The following is a 20871-nucleotide window of genomic DNA, read 5'->3' on the forward strand; positions in this document are numbered from 1 at the left end:
ATGGATATGCCGATGAAGAAGAGACGCACAGCAGCCGCCCCGGCGGCGGCCCGTGGGCCGCTGCCGGGGCGGCCGAGGCGGCTTGAGAAAACACCGGCAGGGGGCCGGTGTCAGGTCAATACCAGCTCAGTACACGCCCAGCGAGGTTCAAGACCTGTTGCTGAAGCGACCTGGTGCTGACAGTCAATGTCGGCAGCAGAAATCCTTTGGGACCGGGTGCAGGTGGTCTCGCCATCCTGTCGACGTTACCGTTGGCCGAGCAGAACGAGTGCATTCGCGCGAAGGCGAAGCGGCTGAACGGTTATGGATCTCTTCGGCGATCACCTAATGGATGAAGTCGTAGGCGGGCCGCGTTGGCACGGGACAACATCGACGTGGCGGTAATGCAAAGCCCGACCATCAAGCCGCTGGATGAGGCCAGCTTGGTCGAGTCGGTGCGCTGCAAGTACCGATTAGTCGCTGGCGCCCTCCCCATGCGGCATGATCGGTATGGTATCAACCGGGAGGCGCTGGCCGGCCGGATCAAACGCTGGCTGCCTTGAACGCCAAGTGGCAGTCGCCGATCGCGCCAACTGGGACTTCGGCAATATCAGTAAGCCACCTTTCATTCGGGGCGACGCCTGCCGTAAGTCCTTGAATGTGACAATGGAGACGGCTACGCGAGTATGAGTGCAATCCTGCAAGTCACGGAAGAACCCCTGGCCGAGGAGGACATCCGGCTGCTGCGCCGTAGCCGCAGCGGCAGATCGCTGATGGCCGTGTTCGCTGGCCTAATGTTCCTGCTGCTGACGAGCAGCGCGATCCTGTGCGTCGTCCTGGTCGTGTCCGATCCCAGCCTGCGCCACGGTGCCGACGGCATGCTGGTGCTGTCGTGCGCGGTGGCGGTGGGGGGCTTCGCGGCCGTTCTTGGACGCAGGTTGTTGCGCATGCCGCGCGCTTGGCGCCGCTTCAACCAGGCGTTGAGGGGGCGACTATCCAAGCAGATCGTTTCCGGCCACCTGACCGGCTTTGGCCCGTCTGAAGGGCCTGGCATCTGCTACCTCTTCGGCGAGCAGCGCGTGGACGTGGCCCTGCCGTTCTGGAACGAAATCACGAGGGATACCCGTCATGGCTCGTGCCCCCTGACGGCCGTGGCGCTGACAGATTTGCCAGTGCGCCTGCATCTGCTGACGCTGTGGCCCGGCTCGCCGCCGGTGCTGCTGCGGTCAGAATACCCGATGAGCGCACAGGCCTTGAATTCGGTCGAGGAAATCAGCGATGCCGACCGCGAGACGGTGCGCAAGGAAGAACTGGGCGCGCGCAAGCTCTTCTACGCGCTCGCCCTGGTAGCCCTGGCCGGCAGCCTGTTCCTCGGGCCCTTGATCCTGTTGGCCGCATTCTTCGTACTCATGGGACTCGTCCTGGGCATGCGCAGCCCCAGGCTTAAGCGCGCCCGCTACAAGCACGGGGTGCGCGGCGTGGTCGAAGAGATCGTGACCTACCGCGTGCGCACGACCAACCCGAACGTCTCCACGCTGGTCCACAACTATCGCATCGGCGGCGTGATGTACCGGGTCGAGCACTTCGGGCAGGAGGCCGCACCGGGCCAGGGCGTCGCGTTCGAGTATCTGGACGGAGCGGACTTCCTCGGACCGCGTGCCTTGTTCTTCCAGATCGAAGACCAGCCCACCATGACGCTATGAGCACACTGTCGCGCATCCCGCCCATGCCCAGCTGGTCTCCAGTACCGGAGATAGTGCCTGGGGCGGTCCAAACGCCGCATTGGACCGTCGGAGGCGATCTGATCGTGGGCGACTCCCTCAGCGGCGGTTCGCCACCTCGGAAAATGGCATGATCGGCGCACACGACCTGGACCTCTTCATCATCGAAGACGCTCCCGTCAAGGTGGTGCGCCGGGTGGTCGAGTTCCACGAAAAGATCAACTCGGACGCGCAATACGCACCGTCCCTGCCGGCCTGAACGTTCTTCGCCACTCCTATGAAAAATGCCCCCTCGGGGGCATTTTTCACTTCCGCATGAACGCCGGCACGACCTCGGCCGGGATGGGACACACGTATGGCTGGCCACGGCTCGAGGCCGCCGATGCCCTTGAGATGGCAGAGCAAACCGAGGTTTGATGCATCCTGGCTGGCGAGCGGTCGCTTGCCGGCCAGATGCGGTCATTACTGACATGCCACGCGGCGCCAAGCTGCTTGCCATTCTTGTGCAGGTTGGTCCACGCCGATATGTTCTCGGACGAATGAGAAGGCGATTGCGTCATTCGGGCCGTCACTAAGTGGCAGTGCAGACGTCCACGGCACCGTGCGTTCGTCACGATGTGCCTAGCGAGCAAATTAGGAGAAACTCTCTCCGCGAATGCGATTCGTGCTCACATTGCGCGCCGCATCGCTTGACGATCCTTGACTTTTGAAACCTGGCGATACATTGCGACACACTGTACTCTTTTACGACATATGCAGTGTGCATAGTCCGTGCCGGACGCTAGACCAGGCGGCGCGGAGGGCTGGACGGCTATCGACAGAATGGCTCTGCGCCTCCGCCCCAACCTTTTCCAAGTACTCGCCCATCTATGCCTGCAACCCTGCTCGAATGGTCTGTGCCAGCGGCGATTCTGTTGTGCGCCTTCGGACTCTGCGCTGCACGCTCGGTTGGCTTCTACACGCTCCAGTGGGGCTCTGCACTTGGTTGCCTGGGCATTGGTTACACCGTGATGCTCGTGCAGGCCACAGAGCTTTCCCCATATAAACAAGTCGTCGAGGACGCGTTCATTTTGGGCGGCGTCATATTGGCCTGCCGCGCCCTGCAAAACCGTCGTCGCAGGCAGACCCCTTACTACATTGATATTGCGGTCCTACTGGCCTCAACGATAATGGTAATCGTCTCAGTCGTGCTGTTTGCCAGCGCTAAGCTGGAGACGTTTTTCGTCCAGGCCTTTTGCGCGCTCGTGATCTGGCGAACCGCGCTCTCCTTTGCAATGCAGGTTGCAACTACGTCGGACAAGGTGCTCAGCGCCGCGTTTATCTTCATCGCGCTTGTTTTGACAGGTCAATGCGTCTTGTACATTACCGCCCCGACACCTCTTCTGGCAGTGGGAGAATGGAGAACGTCCGTCTGGGGGACCTTGATCCAATACACCGGGCTACTTGGGAGCATTGTCCTGACCCTCGCGGTTTTCATAGCGACGAGCTGCGACAGAATAGAGAAATATCGTCGCCAAGCCCATACCGACGCGTTGACGGGGCTGCTGAACCGACAGGGGCTGGACAGCCTTCTCGCCGTCGTTTCCAGGCGCGCCCTATCGGATGCGGCTACGCCGACCGCACTGATCATGGCCGATATCGACAATTTCAAACGCATTAACGATGTCTTCGGCCACCCGTTTGGCGACATCGTACTGGCGCGATTTGGCGCCCTGCTTCGGCCGGTGGCAGCCTCCCACATCTGCGCTGCTCGATTGGGAGGAGAAGAATTCCTATTGCTACTGCCCGCGGCAAATTTGGATAGCGCCGCCGCAATCGCCGAGGAGATCCGTGCAAAGTTCGTGGCGCAACGCTGGGACCCGCACGCTCCCAGCTCCCGTTTCACGGCCAGTATGGGGGTGACTTTGGTACAAGCGGGAGAACCTTTCTCCAATGCGATGAAGCGAGCAGACGACTTGCTTTACGAGGCGAAGCGACGAGGGCGAAACTGCACAGTTTCGAGTGTAGCGCCACGCGACACCGCACTCGAAGTTCATGTGCTATGAAATTTCCATCCTAGATAAATCCATGGCTTGCCGCGCCCGAGGACCTACCCAGCCACCGTCAAGGTCCACTTCCGCTGCAACATAGTCATGGGAATTTCCAAACCGAACTTGGATGAATTTCGACACCAGAGGGCATCCCTATCGACATATGGGGACGCAGCTAGTTTCAACTTGAGTGCCCCCATTCCAAGTTGAACCACATTCGACACCGGGCCGCCAAGATGTAACAGCCCACCCCCACCCCCTTGAACCCCACCACATCATCCCTATAATTAGCACTCGACTCTGGTGAGTGCTAACAGCCCTCCCGGGCCTAACCGATCATTCACTTTCTTCTTAAGTAACAGGAGTTCCTCATGGCCTTGCGTCCCCTGGGCGATCGCGTGATCGTCAAACGCCTCGAAAACGAGCGCAAGACTGCCTCTGGCATCGTCATCCCCGACAGCGCCGCTGAAAAGCCCGATCAAGGTGAAGTCGTGGCCGTTGGCCCCGGCAAGAAGACCGAAGACGGCAAGATTCTGCCCGTCGACCTGAAGGCTGGCGACAAGGTTCTGTTCGGCAAGTACGCCGGCCAGTCCGTGAAGGTTGACGGCGAAGAGCTGCTCGTCATCCGCGAGGACGAAATCCTCGCCGTGGTCCAGTAAACCCTGCCTCAAACGAATTTTCGAAGGAAGCTAAGAAATGGCTGCCAAGCAAGTATTGTTCGGTGACGACGCCCGCGTGCGCATCGTCCGCGGCGTGAATGTCCTCGCCAACGCTGTCAAGACCACCCTGGGCCCCAAGGGTCGCAACGTCGTGCTGGAGCGCTCGTTCGGCGCCCCGACCGTGACCAAGGACGGCGTGTCCGTCGCCAAGGAAATCGAACTGAAGGACAAGTTCGAGAACATCGGCGCCCAACTGGTCAAGGACGTTGCCTCCAAGACCTCCGATAACGCCGGTGACGGCACCACGACCGCCACCGTGCTGGCTCAAGCCATCGTCATGGAAGGCCTGAAGTACGTTGCCGCCGGTTTCAACCCGATCGACCTGAAGCGCGGCATCGACAAGGCTGTCGCCGCCGCCGTGGCCGAACTGAAGAAGCAATCCAAGCCGGTCACGACCAGCAAGGAAATCGCTCAAGTCGGTTCGATCTCGGCCAACAGCGATTCGTCCATCGGCCAGATCATCGCTGACGCGATGGACAAGGTCGGCAAGGAAGGCGTCATCACCGTCGAAGACGGCAAGTCGCTGGAAAACGAACTGGACGTCGTCGAAGGCATGCAATTCGACCGCGGCTACCTGTCGCCCTACTTCATCAACAGCCCGGAAAAGCAAGTTGCCGTGCTGGAAGATCCGTTTGTCCTGATTTTCGACAAGAAGATCAGCAACATCCGTGACCTGCTGCCCGTGCTGGAACAAGTCGCCAAGTCGAGCCGTCCGCTGCTGATCATCGCCGAAGACGTCGAAGGCGAAGCGCTGGCCACCCTGGTGGTGAACAACATCCGTGGCATCCTGAAGACCACCGCCGTCAAGGCGCCGGGCTTCGGCGACCGCCGCAAGGCCATGCTGGAAGACATCGCCATCCTGACGGGCGGCACGGTGATCTCCGAAGAAACCGGCATGTCGCTGGAAAAGGCCGGCCTGGCTGAACTGGGCCAAGCCAAGCGCATCGAAGTGGGCAAGGAAAACACCACGATCATCGACGGCGCTGGCGACAGCAAGTCGATCGAGGCTCGCGTCAAGCAAGTCCGTATCCAGATCGAAGAAGCCACGTCCGACTACGACCGTGAAAAGCTGCAAGAACGCGTGGCCAAGCTGGCCGGCGGCGTTGCCGTGATTCGCGTTGGCGCTGCCACCGAAGTCGAAATGAAGGAAAAGAAGGCCCGCGTCGAAGATGCCCTGCACGCTACCCGCGCTGCCGTGGAAGAAGGCGTTGTGGCTGGTGGCGGCGTGGCCCTGCTGCGTGCCAAGCAAGCCATCGCTGACCTGAAGGGCGACACGCCTGACCAGAACGCCGGTATCAAGCTGATCCTGCGCGCTGTGGAAGAGCCCCTGCGCACCATCGTCACGAACGCCGGCGAAGAAGCCAGCGTCGTGGTCAGCAACGTGCTGAACGGCAAGGGCAACTACGGCTACAACGCCGCGACCGGCGAGTACACCGACCTGGTCGAGCAAGGCGTGCTGGATCCCACCAAGGTGACCCGCACCGCCCTGCAAAACGCTGCCTCCGTCGCCAGCCTGCTGCTGACGGCTGAAGCCGCCGTGGTCGAACTGGCCGAAGACAAGCCCGCTGCTCCGGCCATGCCGGGTGGCATGGGCGGCATGGGCGGCATGGACTTCTAAGTCCCGCTTCTCCTGCAAGGCCTCCCCGGCTCCGGCCGGGGATCAGTACCCTGAAAGACCCTCGGACCTTCGCCCCGGGGGTTTTTCTTTTTGGGCGACGCGATCTGCCGCGGCGTCCTGATTGAGGCGGCTTTTCGGCCGTGCCGGCCGGGGCCGGAACGTTTGCCTACAAGTTGCGGGTTTCGCGCCGGCGCATGCGTCCCTACAATGAGGGATCCCAAGTCCGAGCCCAAGCCCCATGCGTCTACCCGAGAGCCTGCGCGCCCTGCGTCCGTCCGAGATCGGCGGGCTGCTGATGGATTCCGCCAACCAGTGGTCCACCCACCGCGCGTCCAGCAAGGGCGCGGCACTGGCCCTGTACATGGTGTTTTCCCTGGCGCCCATGCTGATCCTGGTGATCGCCGTGGCGGGGGCCTTTTTCGGCGAAGACGCGGTGCGGTCCGAATTGTTCTCGTCGCTGCGCGACCTGACGGGCGAACGCGGCGCCGAAGTGATCCAGACGGTGCTGGCCAGCGCGCATGAATCGGGCGGCGGCTGGATCGCAGCACTGATCTCGATCTTCGTGCTGATTTTCAGCGCCACCACGGCATTTGCCGAGCTCAAGGCCAGCCTGGACGATCTGTGGGAGGTATCCGCCAACCAGAAGGGCGGGCTGCAAGGCATGGTGCGCAGCCGGATGCTGTCGTTCGGCTTGGTGCTGGTGCTGGCGTTGTTCCTGCTGATTTCCCTGACCGTGAACGCGGCGCTGGGCGCGGCGCGCAAATACTACGGCGACCTGTGGGCCGCGTCGGCGTTCGCAACCGTGGCCGACTGGCTATCCACCGCCTTTTCGTTTTCGGTGGTGGTGGCGTTGTTCGCGGTGATCTTCAAGCTCTTGCCCAGCGCCAGGATTTCCTGGCGCGACGTCATTCCGGGCGCCATCGTGACGGCGGCGCTGTTCCTGGTGGGCAAATGGGGCATCGGCGTGTATCTCAGCCGAGGTGCGGCGGTGTCGGCCTATGGCGCGGCGGGGTCGTTGATCGCGTTGCTGCTGTGGATCTATTACTCGGCGCAGATCTTTTTCTTCGGCGCGGTGTTCACGCGCCAGTTCGCGCTGCGCTTCGGGCGTGCTGCGAAGACGCCATCCACGCCCGCGCCCCCTCAGCCCTCCCCATCCGGGCCGCCCGCGTCTTGACGCGGCGCGCCGCCCATCAAGGTGCGTCCGGGGGCTCCAGCCCCGCCATCAGGCGCAGGCACTTCAGAAACACCGGCTGCAATTCGGGCGGAATCGGCGCCAGCACCTGCGCCTCGACTTGCGCATCCTGCGGCAGGATGCGCGCCAAGAGCGCCATGCCCTCGTCCGTGATCTCCAGTGCATAGGCGCGGGCGTCCTGCGCCGAGCGCGTGCGGCGCACGTAGCCCTTGGTGGTCATGCGCGCGATCATTTCAGCGAAGGAATTGCGGTCCAGCGCGATCAGCTCGGCGATGCGGTTCTGGGTGGCGCCCGGGTTCTGATAGACCGTGATCAAGAGCGCCTTCTGGCGCGGGGTCAGGTCTTCGTCCGGGAAGGCCTGCGCGAACAACCCCTCGGCCCGGAAATGCGCGCGCCGCAGCAAATGGGACGCCACCTGGGTCAGGTCGAAATCCTGCAATGCTTGCGGCGGGGCCGGACGGGCGGCGGAACGGGAGGCGGTCATCGGGCTTTCCATGGAATACGCGAGGCGATTGTAGGCGCTGGCGGCGCGCCGCTACCCCGGGCCAGGGCCAGGCTGACCTGCTGGCGCGACGCGCACATCGCGCCGCCCTCGGCAAAACCCTGCATTGACTTCGTCTGAACAGCTGCCTAATATCGCCATAATAGTACGTATACGTACATTATTGCCACGGCTAGCGAATCCGCGCGCCGTGGCCCCTTCGGAAATCTCGATCATGACGATCCGCCAACTGCGCAACTACATCGACGGCCGTTTCGAAGACGGCGCATCCACCTTCGACAAGCACAGCCCGGTGGACGGCGCGCTGATCGCCCAGGCGCACGAAGCCAGCCGCGAGCAGGTCGACCGGGCCGTGTCCGCCGCGCACCGCGCGCTGCCGGCGTGGGCGGCCTTGTCCGTCGCCGCCCGCACCGACCATCTGCTGGCCCTGGCCGACGGCATCAACCGCCGCTTCGACGACTTCCTGCAGGCCGAGATCGGCGATACCGGCAAGCCGGTATCGTGGGCCAGCCAGATCGACATCCCGCGCGGCGCCGCCAATTTCCGTGCATTCGCCGAACTGGCGCGCACGCTGGACATGGAAAGCTACATGACCGACACGCCCGACGGCCGCCAGGCGCTGAACTACGCCTATCGCAAGCCGCTGGGCGTGGTCGGCGTGATCTCGCCGTGGAACCTGCCGCTGTTGCTGCTGACCTGGAAAGTGGCGCCGGCGCTGGCCTTTGGCAATACCGTCATCATGAAGCCGTCGGAAGTCACGCCATCCACCGCCACCTTACTGGCGGAAGTGGCGCGCGACACGGGGTTGCCGGGGGGCGTGCTGAACCTGGTGCATGGCTTTGGACCGGGATCGGCAGGCGAATTCATGACCACGCATCCGGACATCGATGGCATCACCTTCACCGGTGAATCCGCCACGGGCGCGGCGATCATGCGCGCCGTGGCGCCGGGCGTGAAGCCGGTGTCGTTCGAGCTCGGCGGCAAGAACGCGGCGCTGGTATTCGCCGACGCCGATTTCGACGCGGCGGTCGAGGGCACCGCGCGTTCGGTCTTCGCCAATTGCGGCCAGGTCTGCCTGTGCACGGAGCGTGTCTACGTCGAACGCCCGATCTACGAACGCTTCGTCGCCGCGCTGGCCGAGCGCGCGCAGGCATTGCGCATCGGCTGGCCCGACGATCCCGCCACAGGCATGGGTCCGCTGGTATCGCGCGAGCATCGCGAGAAAGTGCTGTCGTACTTCGCCCTGGCGCGCGAGGAAGGCGCCACGGTCATCACCGGCGGCGGCGTGCCCGAGTTCGGCGATGCCCGCGACGCCGGCGCCTACGTGCAGCCGACCATCTGGACCGGCCTGCCCGAGACCGCCCGCTGCATCAAGGAAGAAGTGTTCGGCCCCGTCTGCCACGTGGCGCCGTTCGACACCGAGGAAGAGGCCATCCGGCTGGCCAATGACACCCGCTACGGCCTGGCCGCCGCCGTCTGGACCCAGAATCTGACCCGCGGCCACCGCGTGGCCCAGGCGATGAAGGTCGGCCTGGCCTGGGTCAATTGCTGGTTCCTGCGCGACCTGCGCACGCCCTTCGGCGGCAGCGGCCTGTCCGGCATCGGCCGCGAGGGCGGCCGCCATTCGCTGCATTTCTATACCGAACCCACCAACGTCTGCATCAAGCTCTGATCCCCACACATCCAAGGAAGACACCCATGACCACTGCCCCCGTCAGCGCCACCGTCGTCGCCGGCAAAGCCACGCCCCGCGGCAAGTACCCCCACATCAAGCGGGCAGGCGACTTCCTGTTCGTCTCCGGCACCAGCTCGCGCCTGCCCGACAACCGCATCGCCGGCGCCGAGGTCGACGCCATGGGCACCGCCACGCTGGACATCCGCGTGCAGACGCGCGCCGTCATCGAGAACATCCGCGACATCCTCGCCACCGCTGGCGCGACGCTGGCCGACGTGGCCGAGATCAGTACTTTCCTGGTCAACATGAACGACTTCGGTGGCTACAATCAAGTCTACGGCGAGTTCTTCGACGCCGATGGGCCGGCACGCACCACCGTGGCGGTGCATCAGTTGCCGCACCCGCAATTGCTGATTGAAATCAAGGCGGTCGCCTACAAGCCGCTCGCGCGCCAGCCCTGACGGCGCGCGGTCATGGCGCACGGCCGTCTTCCGGTTTTTCCTTCGGAACAGGATCCCCGCCCCCGGCGTCCAACCGGGACGGCCGCGCGCATGTCGAACTTCCGCATCACGCCCAACGCGCTCAGCCACAAGCTGAAACTGCACCAGCTGCAGATCTTCGAACGCGTGCTGGCACGCCGCTCGCTGTCGCGCGCCGCGAGTGAATTGCATCTGACCCAGCCCACCGTCACCAAGGCCATCCACGACCTGGAGGCCTTCTTCGGCGCGACGCTGTTCGAACGCTCCAACCGCGGCGTCACGCCAACCGAGCTGGCCCTGGTGCTCGGCCGCCGCGTCCACGCGATGATGGCCGAGATCCGCTACATGGCCGACGACATCGACGCCGTGCTGGGCGGCGCCAGCGGCCACGTGGTCGTCGGCACCTTGATCGCCGCGTCCGCCAAGCTGCTGCCCGAAGCCATCGCCCGCCTCATGACCGAACATCCCGGCATCCAGGTCACCGTGCGCGAGGGTCCCTCGGCCCAGTTGCTGCCCGCCCTGGCCACCGGCGACGTCGACATCGTCGTTGGCCGCCTGCCCGGCTCCGACATGGCGTCCATTTCCGGCGTGGCTGTCGACCACCACAAGCTATATCGCGAAGACCTATGCCTGGTCGTCGGCGCTCAGCATCCGCTGGCCCGCGCCACGCAGGTTGCCCTGGCCGACCTCATCGACTACATCTGGATCCTGCCCGCTCCGACGTCTCCCCTGCGCGCCTCGGTCGAACGCAGCTTCTTCGATGCCGGCCTGCGCCTGCCCGCGCGCCATGTCGAGTCGCTATCGCTGTTGACCAACATCGGCATCTTGATGCACAGCGATGCCCTGGCCCTGATCCCCTACGACGCCGCCGCCCAATTCCTCTCCATGGGCCTGCTCGCCCGCCTGCCCACCACCGTCTTCGGCGCCTTCGGCGACGTGGGCTACTCCATTCGCGCGGACCGTCCCCTGACGCCCGCCTGTCAACGCCTGGTCGACTACCTGAAGCAGATCACGGCGCAACGCCCCCCCGCCGCCGCCGGCGACTGAACCTGCCGGGTTTGTGCACCCGGTTTCAGGCGGGCGTTGCGCCCACCTCGCGCTGCGCGAACGGCCCGTTATCCGCGTGATTTCGCACTCGCGGAAAACAGCATTTTTTCGTCTCAAAGATCAGAATAATATTATTAGGTCTATATCATGGACCATTAATAAAAAAATATTGACAGTATTTATCCTGCGCACAGATACTGTATTAACAAAACAGCAGTCCATAATATGGACCATTATCGAAGTCCGGCAACTTTCGATAAAGCCGACGCAGTCTGCCCGTCGCAGGGCAGATCCGGAAAACAGCGTACGGGGTCCGCAGCCAGTTGCTTCACAGTGTGGAGGTAGCAGAAAAATGGATAAAACCAGCTGCAACGGCTATCCCGTTGACCTGGACGCGGCCTATTTCGGCGAACTCAAGGCGTCAAACGATATTCTCGAAGACGGCAAGGCGCTCCAACAAAGAGCCGAGGACGACGGCTATATATTCGTCCGGGGTCTGATCGACCCGGATACGGTGCTGAAGGCCCGCCGCGAAATATTATTGAAGTACGCGACGGTCGGTGAAATAGACAATATCCACAACGATCCGATGGATGGCGTCCTGCGCGATTCCAGCTATATCACGCAGATCAATCTGGACGCCTTCGTCACCTCTTTGCGCACCGGCGCCCATTACGAAAGCGTGGTGCTGCACCCGGAGCTTCTGGGCCTGTTCAAGCGCATTCTGGGCGGCGCGGTCCAGCCGTTTGATTTCCGCTGGCCGCGGATGATGCGCGTCGGCGAAGGCTGCGGCATCCACGCCGATATTCCCTATATCGGCCGGGGCACCCGCAAAGTCTGGACCTCGTGGATTCCCCTTGGCGACATTCCCCTGCACAACGGCCCGCTGATCATCCTGGAAGGCAGCCACAAGAATCCTCTGCTCGATGGCTACTTCAGCAAGGATGCCGCCAAGGAAAAACTGGGCTGGCTCGAACGCGATCCCGTGGCCCTGCAGCAGAAGCTAGGCGGCCGCTGGCTGTCGACGCATTTTCGGCCTGGGGACGTCCTGTGCTTCAGCGGCCACGTCGTCCACGGCGCTCTGGACAACAACAGCTCGCAGAAGCGATGCCGTCTCAGCTCCGATACCCGGTATCAGCTGAAGGACGACGTCAAGGACTCGCGCTGGTTCGGCAACGTCGCCAATCCCTACGGCGGCGATTACGAGAACGGCAGGCGCGTGTTCTACCCCGGGCTGATCGCCAGCCCGAATGGCAATGCCGATCTCAAAGAGGAATGGAAACCCGTCGATGAAGACGGGCGACTGGTCCTGAACTGAGCCTGGCGCGCACCGGGCGCCTGCACCCAGAACAGCCCGGGCACAAACGCCGGCCCTCGTCCGCCACGCTCCCAGGCGTGCGGCGCACAAGCGCGTAGACATCTTTGCGACGTCCTGTCCGCAAGGCCGGGTATTGCCGGCCGACATAGCGGCCCTTATCAGTCCAACTCGAAAGGAACCCCATGTTGAAGAACATCGAGCAAGATCTCATCACCGCCCTGCAACCCATCCGCCAGATGACGCTGGCGATCTGCGTCAATCATTTCTTCGAAACCGGCATCTACCGCAAGCTGGAAAAAGAGGCCACGGATGCGGCCAGCATGGCCAAGAGCCTGAACCTGGAACAGAACCGCCTGGTCGGCTTCCTGAACTATCTGCAGAACGAAAACCTGGTGGCCAAGGACGGCGATCTGTATTCGGTCACGGCACAGGCGCAGCAGCTGGCTACCTACTCGGCCTGGTACACGATGCTGGTCGGCGGCTATACCCAGACCTTCGTGCAGATCGGCGACTGTCTGAAGGGCGAAGGCAAGTGGGCCACCCGCGACGTCGGCAAGGTCGGCATCGGCAGCTGCGGTATCAGCCACTACGACGCGATTCCGCTGACCAAGCGCCTGATGGGCCACATGGACGCGCCGCCAAAGAATCTGCTGGACCTGGGCTGCGGCAACGCGATGTACCTGGTGGAGTTCTGCAAAACCATGCCTGGCCTGACGGCCTACGGCGTCGAGCCCAGCAAGGACGCCTGCGTCTCGGCGGAAAAGATCATCGACCAGGAAGGCTTGTCCAACCGCGTCAAGGTCATCAACAAGAACGTGCGCGATTTCATCAACAGCGACCACCGCTGGGAACCGGACGTCATGGTCCTGGGGTTCATCCTGCATGAAATCCTGGGCCAGGAAGACGAGGCAGGCCTGATCGATTTCCTGAAGACGGTGACGAACCGCTATCCCAAGATGAATCTCATCGTGATCGAGGTCGACAACCAGATCAACAACCCGACCATCATGGAACACGGGCTGTCCAAGGCCTACTACAACCCCTACTACCTGATCCACGAGTTCACCGAACAGCAGTTGACCACCGACCAGTGGTGGCGCGAATTATTCGCCAAATGCGAGCTGGACATCGTGCACCAGGACTACCCGGACAACGAGGTCGATTCGACCCGCCTGGAAATCGGCTACCTGCTGAAAAGGAGGGCCTGAGATGCGCATCACCAGCGATAACTCCCCCCTGTCGTACCTGTCGCAGCGGCTCGGCTACGCCAGCCGCCACAAGATCGACGCCATCAACCTGGTCGAGAACGTGCCGGTCTGGCCCAAGCGCTTCCGGCCGCGCTCGGCCGCCAGCAGCGAGATCTTCCATTACGCTCCGGCCGAAGGCAACGACGCGTTGCTGCATCTGCTGGTGGACCGCGAGAACAGCCGCGCGGCGCGGCCAGGCGGCGATACGTCCGCCTCGCTGACGACGCAGAATCTCCTGGTCACCAACGGCGCAACGCAGGGCCTGTCGCTGATACTGGGCGCGATGCCCCGCCATCGCAAGACCATCCTGTGCCAGGCGCCCACCTTTGTCGGCATCACCGCCTTGATGACCGCGCATGGCTTTGACGTGGTCCACCCGCCCGAAGACGCGGACATGGTTGGCTGGATGTGCGAAACGCTGTCGGATGAGGTGGCGGCCATCTACGTGAACACGCCGCACAATCCTACCGGGCTGGTGCTGCCCGAAGACGTGCTGCGCCAGCTGATTGCGCGCGCCGAAACGGTGGGCGCCAAGGTGATCATCGACGCGGTCTACGAAGACTTCGTGTTCGACAACCAGCCCTCGCATCTGCCGCGCATGCCCGACAGCGACCAGGTCGTGCTCATCAACTCGCTCAGCAAGAACTTCGGCGTGCCCGGCCTGCGCATCGGCTGGGTGGTCGGGTCGGGCAACACCATTGCAACCCTGACGGGCAATCTGGAACGGGAATGCGTGGCGGTTTGCGGCGAGGCCCAGGCCCAGGCGGCCGGCATCATCGCGCAGACCAATACGCCGCTGGTGTCGCACGTCGACCAGTCGCGGCCGGTCATCTTCGACATGCTGAACGCCATTCCCGGGCTGGTGTTCGAAACCTGCTCCGCGGGCACCCAGGTCATGGTCCAGAGCGAAGTGCCCAACGTCGAGGCGTTCGCCGACTACGCGCTGGTGCGCCACGGGCTGATCCTGGCGACGTCCAAGAACTATTCGGGCATGCGGTCGGAATCCATCCGGATTCCGCTGGGCGCGGACAGCGACAAGATATCCCGCGGGCTGGACATCCTGGACGCCTGCATCCGGTCCTATGCCAGGACGGCAGGCGCGCGCAGCCGGAGCCATTGACGTGGATACCGCCCGCGCATTCATCGAAGCCGAGCGCCAGTGGGGCGCTCCCAACTACGCCAGCTTGCCGGTCGTGCTGCACCGGGGCCGGGGCGCGGAAGTCTGGGATGTTGAAGGCAACCGCTACCTGGATTTCATGAGCGCGTATTCGGCCGCCAACTTCGGGCATTGCCATCCCCGCATCGTCCGCGCCTTGACCGAACAGGCCAACACGCTGGACATCGTGTCGCGGGCCTTCCATTCGGACAAGTTGGGCGCTTTCCTGCAGAAGGCGTGCGAGACGACCGGCCATCAGGCCGCCCTGCCCATGAATACCGGGGCCGAGGCGGTGGAAACCGCGATGAAGGCCGCCCGGAAATGGGGCTACGAGCGCAAGGGGATCGCGCCGGAACAGGCCGAGATCATCTGCTGCGCCCACAACTTCCATGGCCGCACCACGGGCATCATTTCCATGTCCACGTCGGCGCAGGCGCGGGAGGGCTTCGGCCCTTACCTGCCGGGGATCAAGCCGATTCCCTTCGACGATGCCGACGCGCTGGCCGCCGCGATCACCCGGAACACCGCGGCTTTCCTGGTGGAACCGATCCAGGGCGAGGCCGGCATCATCGTGCCGTCCGCCGATTACCTGGCACGCTGCGCGCGGATCTGCAAAGCGCAGAACGTGCTGCTGATCGCCGATGAAATCCAGACCGGCCTGGGCCGCGCCGGCCATGCGTTGGCCTGCCATGGCTACGACGTGCAGCCGGACGCCGTGGTGATCGGCAAGTCGCTGGGCGGCGGGGCCATTCCGGTGTCGCTGTTTCTGGCGCGGCGCGACGTCATGGACGTGCTGACCCCCGGCTGTCACGGCAGCACCTTCGGCGGCTATCCCCTGGCCGGCGCCGTCGGCCTCGAGGCGCTGTCGATCCTGGAAGACGAGAACCTGTGCCAGCGGGCGCTGGATACCGGCGGCTATTTGATCGAACGCCTCAAGCCCTACGAAGGCGCCAAGATCAAGCAAGTGCGCGGACGCGGGCTGATGATCGGCGTCGAACTGCACGGCACCGCCCAGGCCAGCGCGCAACTGGTCACGCATCTGCGGGCGCGCGGCATCCTGTGCAAGAACGTCGACAGCAATGCCCTGCGCCTGGCCCCGCCCCTGAACATTTCCCCCGAGCTGGTCGAGGAGTTCCTGCATGCTTTTGAATACGCGCTCGAGCGGCTCTGAAATGCCGCCCCCCATCCAGATCGTCGCCTATGCCTGCGGCATCGGCGGCCAGTTCGCGGGCAGCCGGGACGGACCCGCCGCATTTCGCAACCACATCGAACAGTTCGCCGACCTGCGCAAGCGCGTAGGCTGGCATAGCTGGATCGAAGACGGCCGCGCCTTCTCGGAACTGGGCAGCCAGCAGGTGCTGGAATCGATCATCACGCTGTCGCGGCAACTGGCGCAGGCATCGTTCGACATCATTACCGAGGGCGGCTTTCCGGTGCTCATCGGCGGCGACCATTCGGCCGCCGCCGGCTACTGGTCCGGAATCTGCGCGGCCTTGGCGCCCGAAGGCGACGTCGGCCTGATCTGGATCGACGCGCACATGGACAGCCACACGCCTCAGACCAGCCCGAACGGCTACGTCCACGGCATGCCGCTGGCCGCGTTGCTGGGATACGGCCACCAAGGCCTGACCACCCTGCTGTCGGAACGGCCCAAGCTCAAGCCCGCCCATGTCTGCCTGATCGGCACCCGCGACTACGAGCCCGAGGAAAAAACGCTGCTGCAATCCCTGGGCGTGCGGATCTTCTTCATGGACGAAATCCATTACCGGGGACTGCCCGCCGTGTTCGAGGATGCGCTGCGCCTCGTGCGCCAGGCGTCCGGCGGTTATGGCGTGACGATCGACCTGGACGGCCTGAATCCCGAGGACGCCCCCGGCGTCAGCACCCCGGCGGCCAATGGGCTGGCCAAGGCCGAGTTGCTGACCGCCATGCAGGGCGTCTACAACGATCCGCGCCTGGTCGGCATGGAGATATCCGAATTCAACCCCGCCAATGACATCGACAACCGCACGCTGGCCCTGATGCATGCGTTGCTTGCCGGCCTGCAGGGCAAACGGGACGGACGGACGTGATCTATGCCCTGACCCTTGCCGTCACGCTGATCATGATCGGCACGCACGGCTACGGACTGTTCCTGTTCGGCGCCATCCTGCCTGATCTGCAAGTGAAGTATGGCTTTGACTACGCCTTCATCGGCACGGCTTCCGCCACATTGCAAGTGGCATACATGTGCGGCGCCCTGCTGCTCGGCCTGGCCGGCAACCGCCTGCCGGCCCGCTATTGGCTGACCGGCTCCACCGTCTGCTGCGGCGCGCTGATGCTGCTGCTGCGGCTGAACCACAGCCCGGACCTGATGCTGGCCGCCTTTGCCTTGCTGGGCGCCTTCTCGGCCATCAGCTGGAGCAGCGCGGTGGGCGTGATCAACGGCTGCCTGCCGCTGGGCCGCCGGGGGCTGATCCTGACCATCGGCGCCAGCGGAGGCTCGTGGGGCATGCTGTCCATCGGGGTGCTGACCGACTATGGCCGCGCGCTGTTCGCCCCCGAAGACCTGTGGGTGCTGGGGTCGGGCTTCGCCTTGCTAGGACTGCTGATCCTGGCGCCGTTTCTGCGCCGCTCCGCCGCGAACACGGCACCATCGGCGCACGCCGCAAGCGTGGCCGGCATGCATGGCTGGACCCTGGAGCAAAAGCGGGTGGCGGGCCTGGCCATCGTGCTGTCCGGGCTGGTGGGCGCGACCGCCATTCCCTTCACGACCTATCTCAGCACCTACCTGATCGGCGAAGTCGGCCGTGCGCAAAAGGTGGCCAGCTCGGTCTGGCAGGTGCTGGGCGTGACCGGCGCGATGTCCGGCGTGCTGATCGGCGCCATCGCCGACCGCATGGACCACCGCAAGATCATCATCGCGACCTTCCTGGCGTTTGCCGCCGCGTCCTGGTTTCTGGCGTGGGCGCCGACGTCCTCGGCCATTGCCCTGGCGGGCATCGGCCACGGCGTTGCCCTGAACCCGTTCTGGGGTCTGCTGGCCGCCTACATCGGCACGTTCTTCCCGCCCACCGCCACCATGCGGATCGATGCGCTGGGCCTGGTGGCGTTCGGCCTGTTCAGCGCCATGGCCAACTGGTCCATCGGCCAGTGGGCGACCACGGGCGGGTCCCTGGGCACCGTGTACATGTTGCTGGGCGGCGCGATCCTGACGATGGCCACCCTGGTCCTGACGGCGCCCCGCCCCCGCTCCCATCCCGTTGCCCTGCCCTCCCGGAAAACACCATGACGACCCAATTCGAAATGAGCGCGGAGTATTACGACATCTTCTACAGCCAGCGGCGCTATCAGGATGACGTGGCGGCGATCGAAGCGCTGATCAAGGACGTCCTGCCGCCGGATGCGGCCGTGCTGGACGTGGCCTGCGGCAGCCATGAACATGCGCGGTATTTCAATCCGCGCTACCAGATAGACGGCCTGGACAACAACCAGACCTTCCTGGATATCGCCAGCGCCAAGAACCGGCAGCGGCCGCGGCCCGGCGGCTATCACCTGGCGTCGATGGATGCCTTCGCGCTGGGCCGCCGCTACGACGCCATTCTTTGCCTGTTCAGCTCCATCGGCTATCTGCCGGACACCACCGCGCTGCACAGCGCCATCCAGTGCTTCAGCGATCACCTGGCGCCGGGCGGCGTCATCCTGATCGAGCCCTGGCTGGCGCCCGACGCCATGGACAGTTTCCCCGCCGCCCAGGTGGTCACGGCGCGTCAGACCAGCATCGCGCGCATTTCCCGGCACCGCATCGACGGCGACAAGCTGACCCTGTGGCTGCACTACCTGACCAGCGACAGCGCGGGCGTGCAGTATTTCGTGGAAGAGCACAAGATGTCCTTCTTCTCGGCCGACGATTACCGCCGTGCGTTCGATGCGGCCGGACTGACCCTGGAGTTCGACCCCATCGGCCTGTCCAGCGCCCGCGGCCTGTACCTGTGCCGCAAACGCGTGACTGCCAGCCAGGGCCGCGCCATGGCCGCCAACGCATGAGCCCCCCGGCAACCGGGGTGCTGCCGGTGGAAGCCGGCGTGTCGGCCTGGGACAGCTTCTTCCTGCCCGAACGCCTGTTTGCCAGCGTCGAGCAGGACGAATCGTGCGACGTCCTCATCATCGGCGGCGGCTTCGCCGGCCTGTCCGCGGCCCGCGCCGTGCGCCTGAAGGCACCCGGCGCCCGCGTCATCGTGCTGGAGGCCTTGCGGATCGGCGAAGGCGCATCGGGCCGCAACGCCGGCTTCATGATCGACCTGACGCACGATCTCAGTTCGGAAGACTATGGCGGCGAGGAAACGCGCGCCCGCCACACCATCCAGGAAAACCGCCACGCGATTGCCTTCGCGCTGGATGCCGCCGCCGAATACGGATTCCAGGACGGCGTCATGGCACGCAGCGGCAAGGTCAACGGCGCTTGCACTGAGCGCAGCATGCAACTCGTCAAACGCTACGCCAGTCACCTGGACCAGCTGGGCGAGCCCTACCGCTTGCTGGACGACGCCGACATGCAGCGCCTGACTGGTTCGGCCTACTACCGCAGCGGCATCCACACGCCGGGCACCGTGATGATCCAGCCCGCCGCCTACATCAAGAGCCTGGCTCTGGGCTTGCAGGCCCAAGGCATCCGGATATTCGAGCGCTCACCCGTCGCCCGGCTGGACCGCTCCGCTGGCCTGGTCGCGCACACGCGGCTGGGCAAGATCGCCGCCGGGCGGGTGATCCTGGCGACCAACGGCCACGTGCGCGCATTCGGGCACTACGCCAACCGCCTGATCGACGTCACCACCTACGCGTCCATCACCTGCAGCATGACGGACGGCCAATCGCGCGCACTGGGCGGCAGCGACACCTGGTCGATCACGCCCGCCGCGCCGCATGGATCCACGCTGCGCCGGGTACGCGGCCCGCTGTTCGGCGGCGACCGGATCTTCTACCGCAGCGTCTTCCAGGCCATCGGCCTGGAGCCGGCCAGCCCCGCGCAGCTGGCGCATTCGCTGCAAGAGCACATCAAGGGCTTCAATCGCCGCTTTCCCGCCTTGCGGGGCATCGGCATCACCCATACCTGGGCGGGCCGGCTGTGCCTGTCCCGAAATGGGGCCTCGGCGGTCGCGCAAGTAGCGCCCGGCCTGATCACCGCCTGCTGCCAGAACGGACTGGGCAGCGTGCGCGGCACCTTCAACGGCATCCGGGCCGCGCACATCGCCCTGGGCCTGCCCGACGATTTGACGCCCTACGGCGGCGAGCAGCCGTCCAGGGTCGTCCCCGAGCCACTGCTCAAGCCCGGCGTTAACGCCTACCTCTCCTGGAAGCGATGGCATGACCGCGATGAAGTTTGACCAGGGATCCGCCGGCGGCGACGAGCCGCTGGGCATCATCGGCGTGGGCCAGTTGGCCGCGCATATCGTCAAGGGCCTGCGCAGGGTATCCCCGCGCCGGCCCATCTACCTGCTGCCCCGGAGCCCGGGCGTGGCCCGGCAGCTCGCGGATCAATGGCATTGCCGCATCGCCGCCGACAAGGCAGCCCTGGCCGCCGAGTGTCCAACCATTTTCCTGACCGTGAAATCCGCGGACGCCATGGCGGCGCTGGCGGGCCTGCCGCTGGAACGGCAACACCTGCTCCTGTCGGCCGTCGCCACCGTCACGCTGGCGGACGTCGCCCGCGCCGCGGGCGATCAGGCGGGCGTCGTCCGCTTCATGCCGGTGATTTCCATTGAAGTGGGCGCCGGCGCCATTCCGCTCTATCCCGCCCACACGGATGCGGCGGCGCTGCTGGCGACGCTGGGCCGGGTGATACCGGCGCCCGACGAGGCGACGTTCTCCGTGATGACCGCCGCGGCCTGCGCCCACGGCTGGTTCTACGACATGTTCCAGGTCCTGGCGGAACAACTGCAGGCCGACGGCGTGCCGCCCGCGATCGCATACGAGACAGTGCTGCACAACATCAAGGGCGCCGTCGAACTCAGCCTGAGCCTGCCCGCCACCGCGCCTGCCGCGCTGTCCGCCGCGGTCGCCCGCCCCGGCAGCTATACCGGCATGGGGCGCGAGTATCTGGTGGGTAAGGGCGTCTACCAAAGCCTGGGCAAGGCCATGAGCCTGGTCGCGCACGGCCTCAGGTCCAGGACAAAGACGTAGCCCCGGTTTTTTGCAACCCACGCCAACAG

18 protein-coding genes and 1 pseudogene are annotated in these 20871 nt (G+C 64.5%); 18 read left to right on the top strand and 1 reads right to left on the bottom strand.

Features of this window, described 5'->3' with window-relative positions; translation table 11 throughout:
• Window positions 1-665: 665 nt before the first annotated feature.
• From A9974_RS26330 to A9974_RS26355, 6 genes and pseudogenes are all read left to right on the top strand, one after another.
• Window positions 666-1682: a hypothetical protein gene (locus tag A9974_RS26330; RefSeq protein ID WP_183007120.1), complete on the top strand. Its 1017-nt coding sequence runs from the start codon at window positions 666-668 to the stop codon at window positions 1680-1682.
• 142 nt (window positions 1683-1824) lie between these two features.
• Window positions 1825-1959, top strand: a pseudogene (locus tag A9974_RS26335) (TIGR00730 family Rossman fold protein); the annotation flags it as partial.
• 610 nt (window positions 1960-2569) lie between these two features.
• Window positions 2570-3745 carry a GGDEF domain-containing protein gene (locus A9974_RS26340; protein ID WP_183007121.1) on the top strand — a complete coding sequence of 392 codons (1176 nt, stop codon included), beginning with the start codon at window positions 2570-2572 and terminating at the stop codon, window positions 3743-3745.
• Between the two features lie 356 nt (window positions 3746-4101).
• Entirely contained in the window at window positions 4102-4389 is a 288-nt protein-coding gene (groES, locus tag A9974_RS26345) for a co-chaperone GroES (RefSeq protein ID WP_006221616.1), read from the top strand.
• A 37-nt stretch (window positions 4390-4426) separates the two neighbouring features.
• The gene (gene groL / locus A9974_RS26350; RefSeq protein ID WP_006227642.1) at window positions 4427-6067 is read left to right on the top strand and encodes a chaperonin GroEL; all 1641 of its coding nucleotides are present in this window, start codon (window positions 4427-4429) and stop codon (window positions 6065-6067) included.
• Window positions 6068-6305: 238 nt separating this feature from the next.
• Entirely contained in the window at window positions 6306-7241 is a 936-nt protein-coding gene (locus A9974_RS26355; protein WP_183007122.1) for a YihY/virulence factor BrkB family protein, read from the top strand.
• A gap of 16 nt (window positions 7242-7257) precedes the next feature.
• Here A9974_RS26355 and A9974_RS26360 read toward each other — a convergent pair whose 3' ends face one another.
• A complete protein-coding gene (locus A9974_RS26360; protein ID WP_183007123.1) occupies window positions 7258-7743 on the bottom strand; it encodes a MarR family winged helix-turn-helix transcriptional regulator in 486 nt (161 codons plus the stop codon).
• 232 nt (window positions 7744-7975) lie between these two features.
• Between A9974_RS26360 and A9974_RS26365 the strand changes: the two genes are divergently transcribed.
• The 12 genes from A9974_RS26365 (at window position 7976) to A9974_RS26420 (ending at window position 20842) form a co-directional block, all read left to right on the top strand.
• Window positions 7976-9433 (top strand): 2-hydroxymuconic semialdehyde dehydrogenase, encoded by a 1458-nt coding sequence (locus A9974_RS26365; protein WP_183007124.1) that lies wholly within the window; start codon window positions 7976-7978, stop codon window positions 9431-9433.
• A 26-nt stretch (window positions 9434-9459) separates the two neighbouring features.
• A complete protein-coding gene (locus tag A9974_RS26370) occupies window positions 9460-9897 on the top strand; it encodes a RidA family protein (RefSeq protein ID WP_183007125.1) in 438 nt (145 codons plus the stop codon).
• 12 nt (window positions 9898-9909) lie between these two features.
• A complete protein-coding gene (locus tag A9974_RS26375) occupies window positions 9910-10962 on the top strand; it encodes a LysR substrate-binding domain-containing protein (RefSeq protein WP_183007126.1) in 1053 nt (350 codons plus the stop codon).
• 352 nt (window positions 10963-11314) lie between these two features.
• Window positions 11315-12280 (top strand): phytanoyl-CoA dioxygenase family protein, encoded by a 966-nt coding sequence (locus tag A9974_RS26380; protein WP_183007127.1) that lies wholly within the window; start codon window positions 11315-11317, stop codon window positions 12278-12280.
• A gap of 182 nt (window positions 12281-12462) precedes the next feature.
• Window positions 12463-13488 (top strand): 2-ketoarginine methyltransferase, encoded by a 1026-nt coding sequence (locus A9974_RS26385; RefSeq protein WP_183007128.1) that lies wholly within the window; start codon window positions 12463-12465, stop codon window positions 13486-13488.
• Between the two features lies 1 nt (window position 13489).
• Window positions 13490-14647, top strand: a complete 1158-nt coding sequence (locus tag A9974_RS26390; RefSeq protein ID WP_183007129.1) for an aminotransferase class I/II-fold pyridoxal phosphate-dependent enzyme — start codon at window positions 13490-13492, stop codon at window positions 14645-14647.
• Window position 14648: 1 nt separating this feature from the next.
• The gene (gene rocD / locus A9974_RS26395; protein ID WP_370539686.1) at window positions 14649-15854 is read left to right on the top strand and encodes an ornithine--oxo-acid transaminase; all 1206 of its coding nucleotides are present in this window, start codon (window positions 14649-14651) and stop codon (window positions 15852-15854) included.
• Entirely contained in the window at window positions 15823-16755 is a 933-nt protein-coding gene (locus A9974_RS26400) for an arginase (RefSeq protein ID WP_183007131.1), read from the top strand. The genes rocD and A9974_RS26400 overlap by 32 nt, the downstream gene beginning before the upstream one ends.
• On the top strand, window positions 16752-17954 hold the full coding sequence (locus A9974_RS26405) for an MFS transporter (RefSeq protein ID WP_183007132.1): 1203 nt from the start codon (window positions 16752-16754) through the stop codon (window positions 17952-17954). Before A9974_RS26400 ends, A9974_RS26405 begins: the two co-directional genes overlap by 4 nt.
• Window positions 17951-18709 carry a bifunctional 2-polyprenyl-6-hydroxyphenol methylase/3-demethylubiquinol 3-O-methyltransferase UbiG gene (locus tag A9974_RS26410; protein ID WP_183007133.1) on the top strand — a complete coding sequence of 253 codons (759 nt, stop codon included), beginning with the start codon at window positions 17951-17953 and terminating at the stop codon, window positions 18707-18709. The genes A9974_RS26405 and A9974_RS26410 overlap by 4 nt, the downstream gene beginning before the upstream one ends.
• Window positions 18706-20046: an FAD-binding oxidoreductase gene (locus tag A9974_RS26415; RefSeq protein ID WP_183007134.1), complete on the top strand. Its 1341-nt coding sequence runs from the start codon at window positions 18706-18708 to the stop codon at window positions 20044-20046. Before A9974_RS26410 ends, A9974_RS26415 begins: the two co-directional genes overlap by 4 nt.
• A complete protein-coding gene (locus A9974_RS26420) occupies window positions 20027-20842 on the top strand; it encodes a pyrroline-5-carboxylate reductase (protein WP_183007135.1) in 816 nt (271 codons plus the stop codon). Before A9974_RS26415 ends, A9974_RS26420 begins: the two co-directional genes overlap by 20 nt.
• The last annotated feature ends 29 nt before the right edge of the window (window positions 20843-20871 follow it).

The sequence above is a fragment of the Achromobacter sp. UMC71 genome, assembly GCF_014170305.1.
Taxonomy (GTDB): domain Bacteria; phylum Pseudomonadota; class Gammaproteobacteria; order Burkholderiales; family Burkholderiaceae_B; genus Achromobacter.

Bases quoted from the DNA above. Each gene is read 5' to 3' on its own strand.
- A9974_RS26330 (WP_183007120.1), top strand. From the start codon at position 666: ATGAGTGCAATCCTGCAAGTCACGGAAGAACCCCTGGCCGAGGAGGAC.
- A9974_RS26340 (WP_183007121.1), top strand. From the start codon at position 2,570: ATGCCTGCAACCCTGCTCGAATGGTCTGTGCCAGCGGCGATTCTGTTG.
- groES (WP_006221616.1), top strand. From the start codon at position 4,102: ATGGCCTTGCGTCCCCTGGGCGATCGCGTGATCGTCAAACGCCTCGAA.
- groL (WP_006227642.1), top strand. From the start codon at position 4,427: ATGGCTGCCAAGCAAGTATTGTTCGGTGACGACGCCCGCGTGCGCATC.
- A9974_RS26355 (WP_183007122.1), top strand. From the start codon at position 6,306: ATGCGTCTACCCGAGAGCCTGCGCGCCCTGCGTCCGTCCGAGATCGGC.
- A9974_RS26360 (WP_183007123.1), bottom strand. From the start codon at position 7,743: ATGACCGCCTCCCGTTCCGCCGCCCGTCCGGCCCCGCCGCAAGCATTG.
- A9974_RS26365 (WP_183007124.1), top strand. From the start codon at position 7,976: ATGACGATCCGCCAACTGCGCAACTACATCGACGGCCGTTTCGAAGAC.
- A9974_RS26370 (WP_183007125.1), top strand. From the start codon at position 9,460: ATGACCACTGCCCCCGTCAGCGCCACCGTCGTCGCCGGCAAAGCCACG.
- A9974_RS26375 (WP_183007126.1), top strand. From the start codon at position 9,910: ATGGCGCACGGCCGTCTTCCGGTTTTTCCTTCGGAACAGGATCCCCGC.
- A9974_RS26380 (WP_183007127.1), top strand. From the start codon at position 11,315: ATGGATAAAACCAGCTGCAACGGCTATCCCGTTGACCTGGACGCGGCC.
- A9974_RS26385 (WP_183007128.1), top strand. From the start codon at position 12,463: ATGTTGAAGAACATCGAGCAAGATCTCATCACCGCCCTGCAACCCATC.
- A9974_RS26390 (WP_183007129.1), top strand. From the start codon at position 13,490: ATGCGCATCACCAGCGATAACTCCCCCCTGTCGTACCTGTCGCAGCGG.
- A9974_RS26400 (WP_183007131.1), top strand. From the start codon at position 15,823: ATGCTTTTGAATACGCGCTCGAGCGGCTCTGAAATGCCGCCCCCCATC.
- A9974_RS26410 (WP_183007133.1), top strand. From the start codon at position 17,951: ATGACGACCCAATTCGAAATGAGCGCGGAGTATTACGACATCTTCTAC.
- A9974_RS26415 (WP_183007134.1), top strand. From the start codon at position 18,706: ATGAGCCCCCCGGCAACCGGGGTGCTGCCGGTGGAAGCCGGCGTGTCG.
- A9974_RS26420 (WP_183007135.1), top strand. From the start codon at position 20,027: ATGACCGCGATGAAGTTTGACCAGGGATCCGCCGGCGGCGACGAGCCG.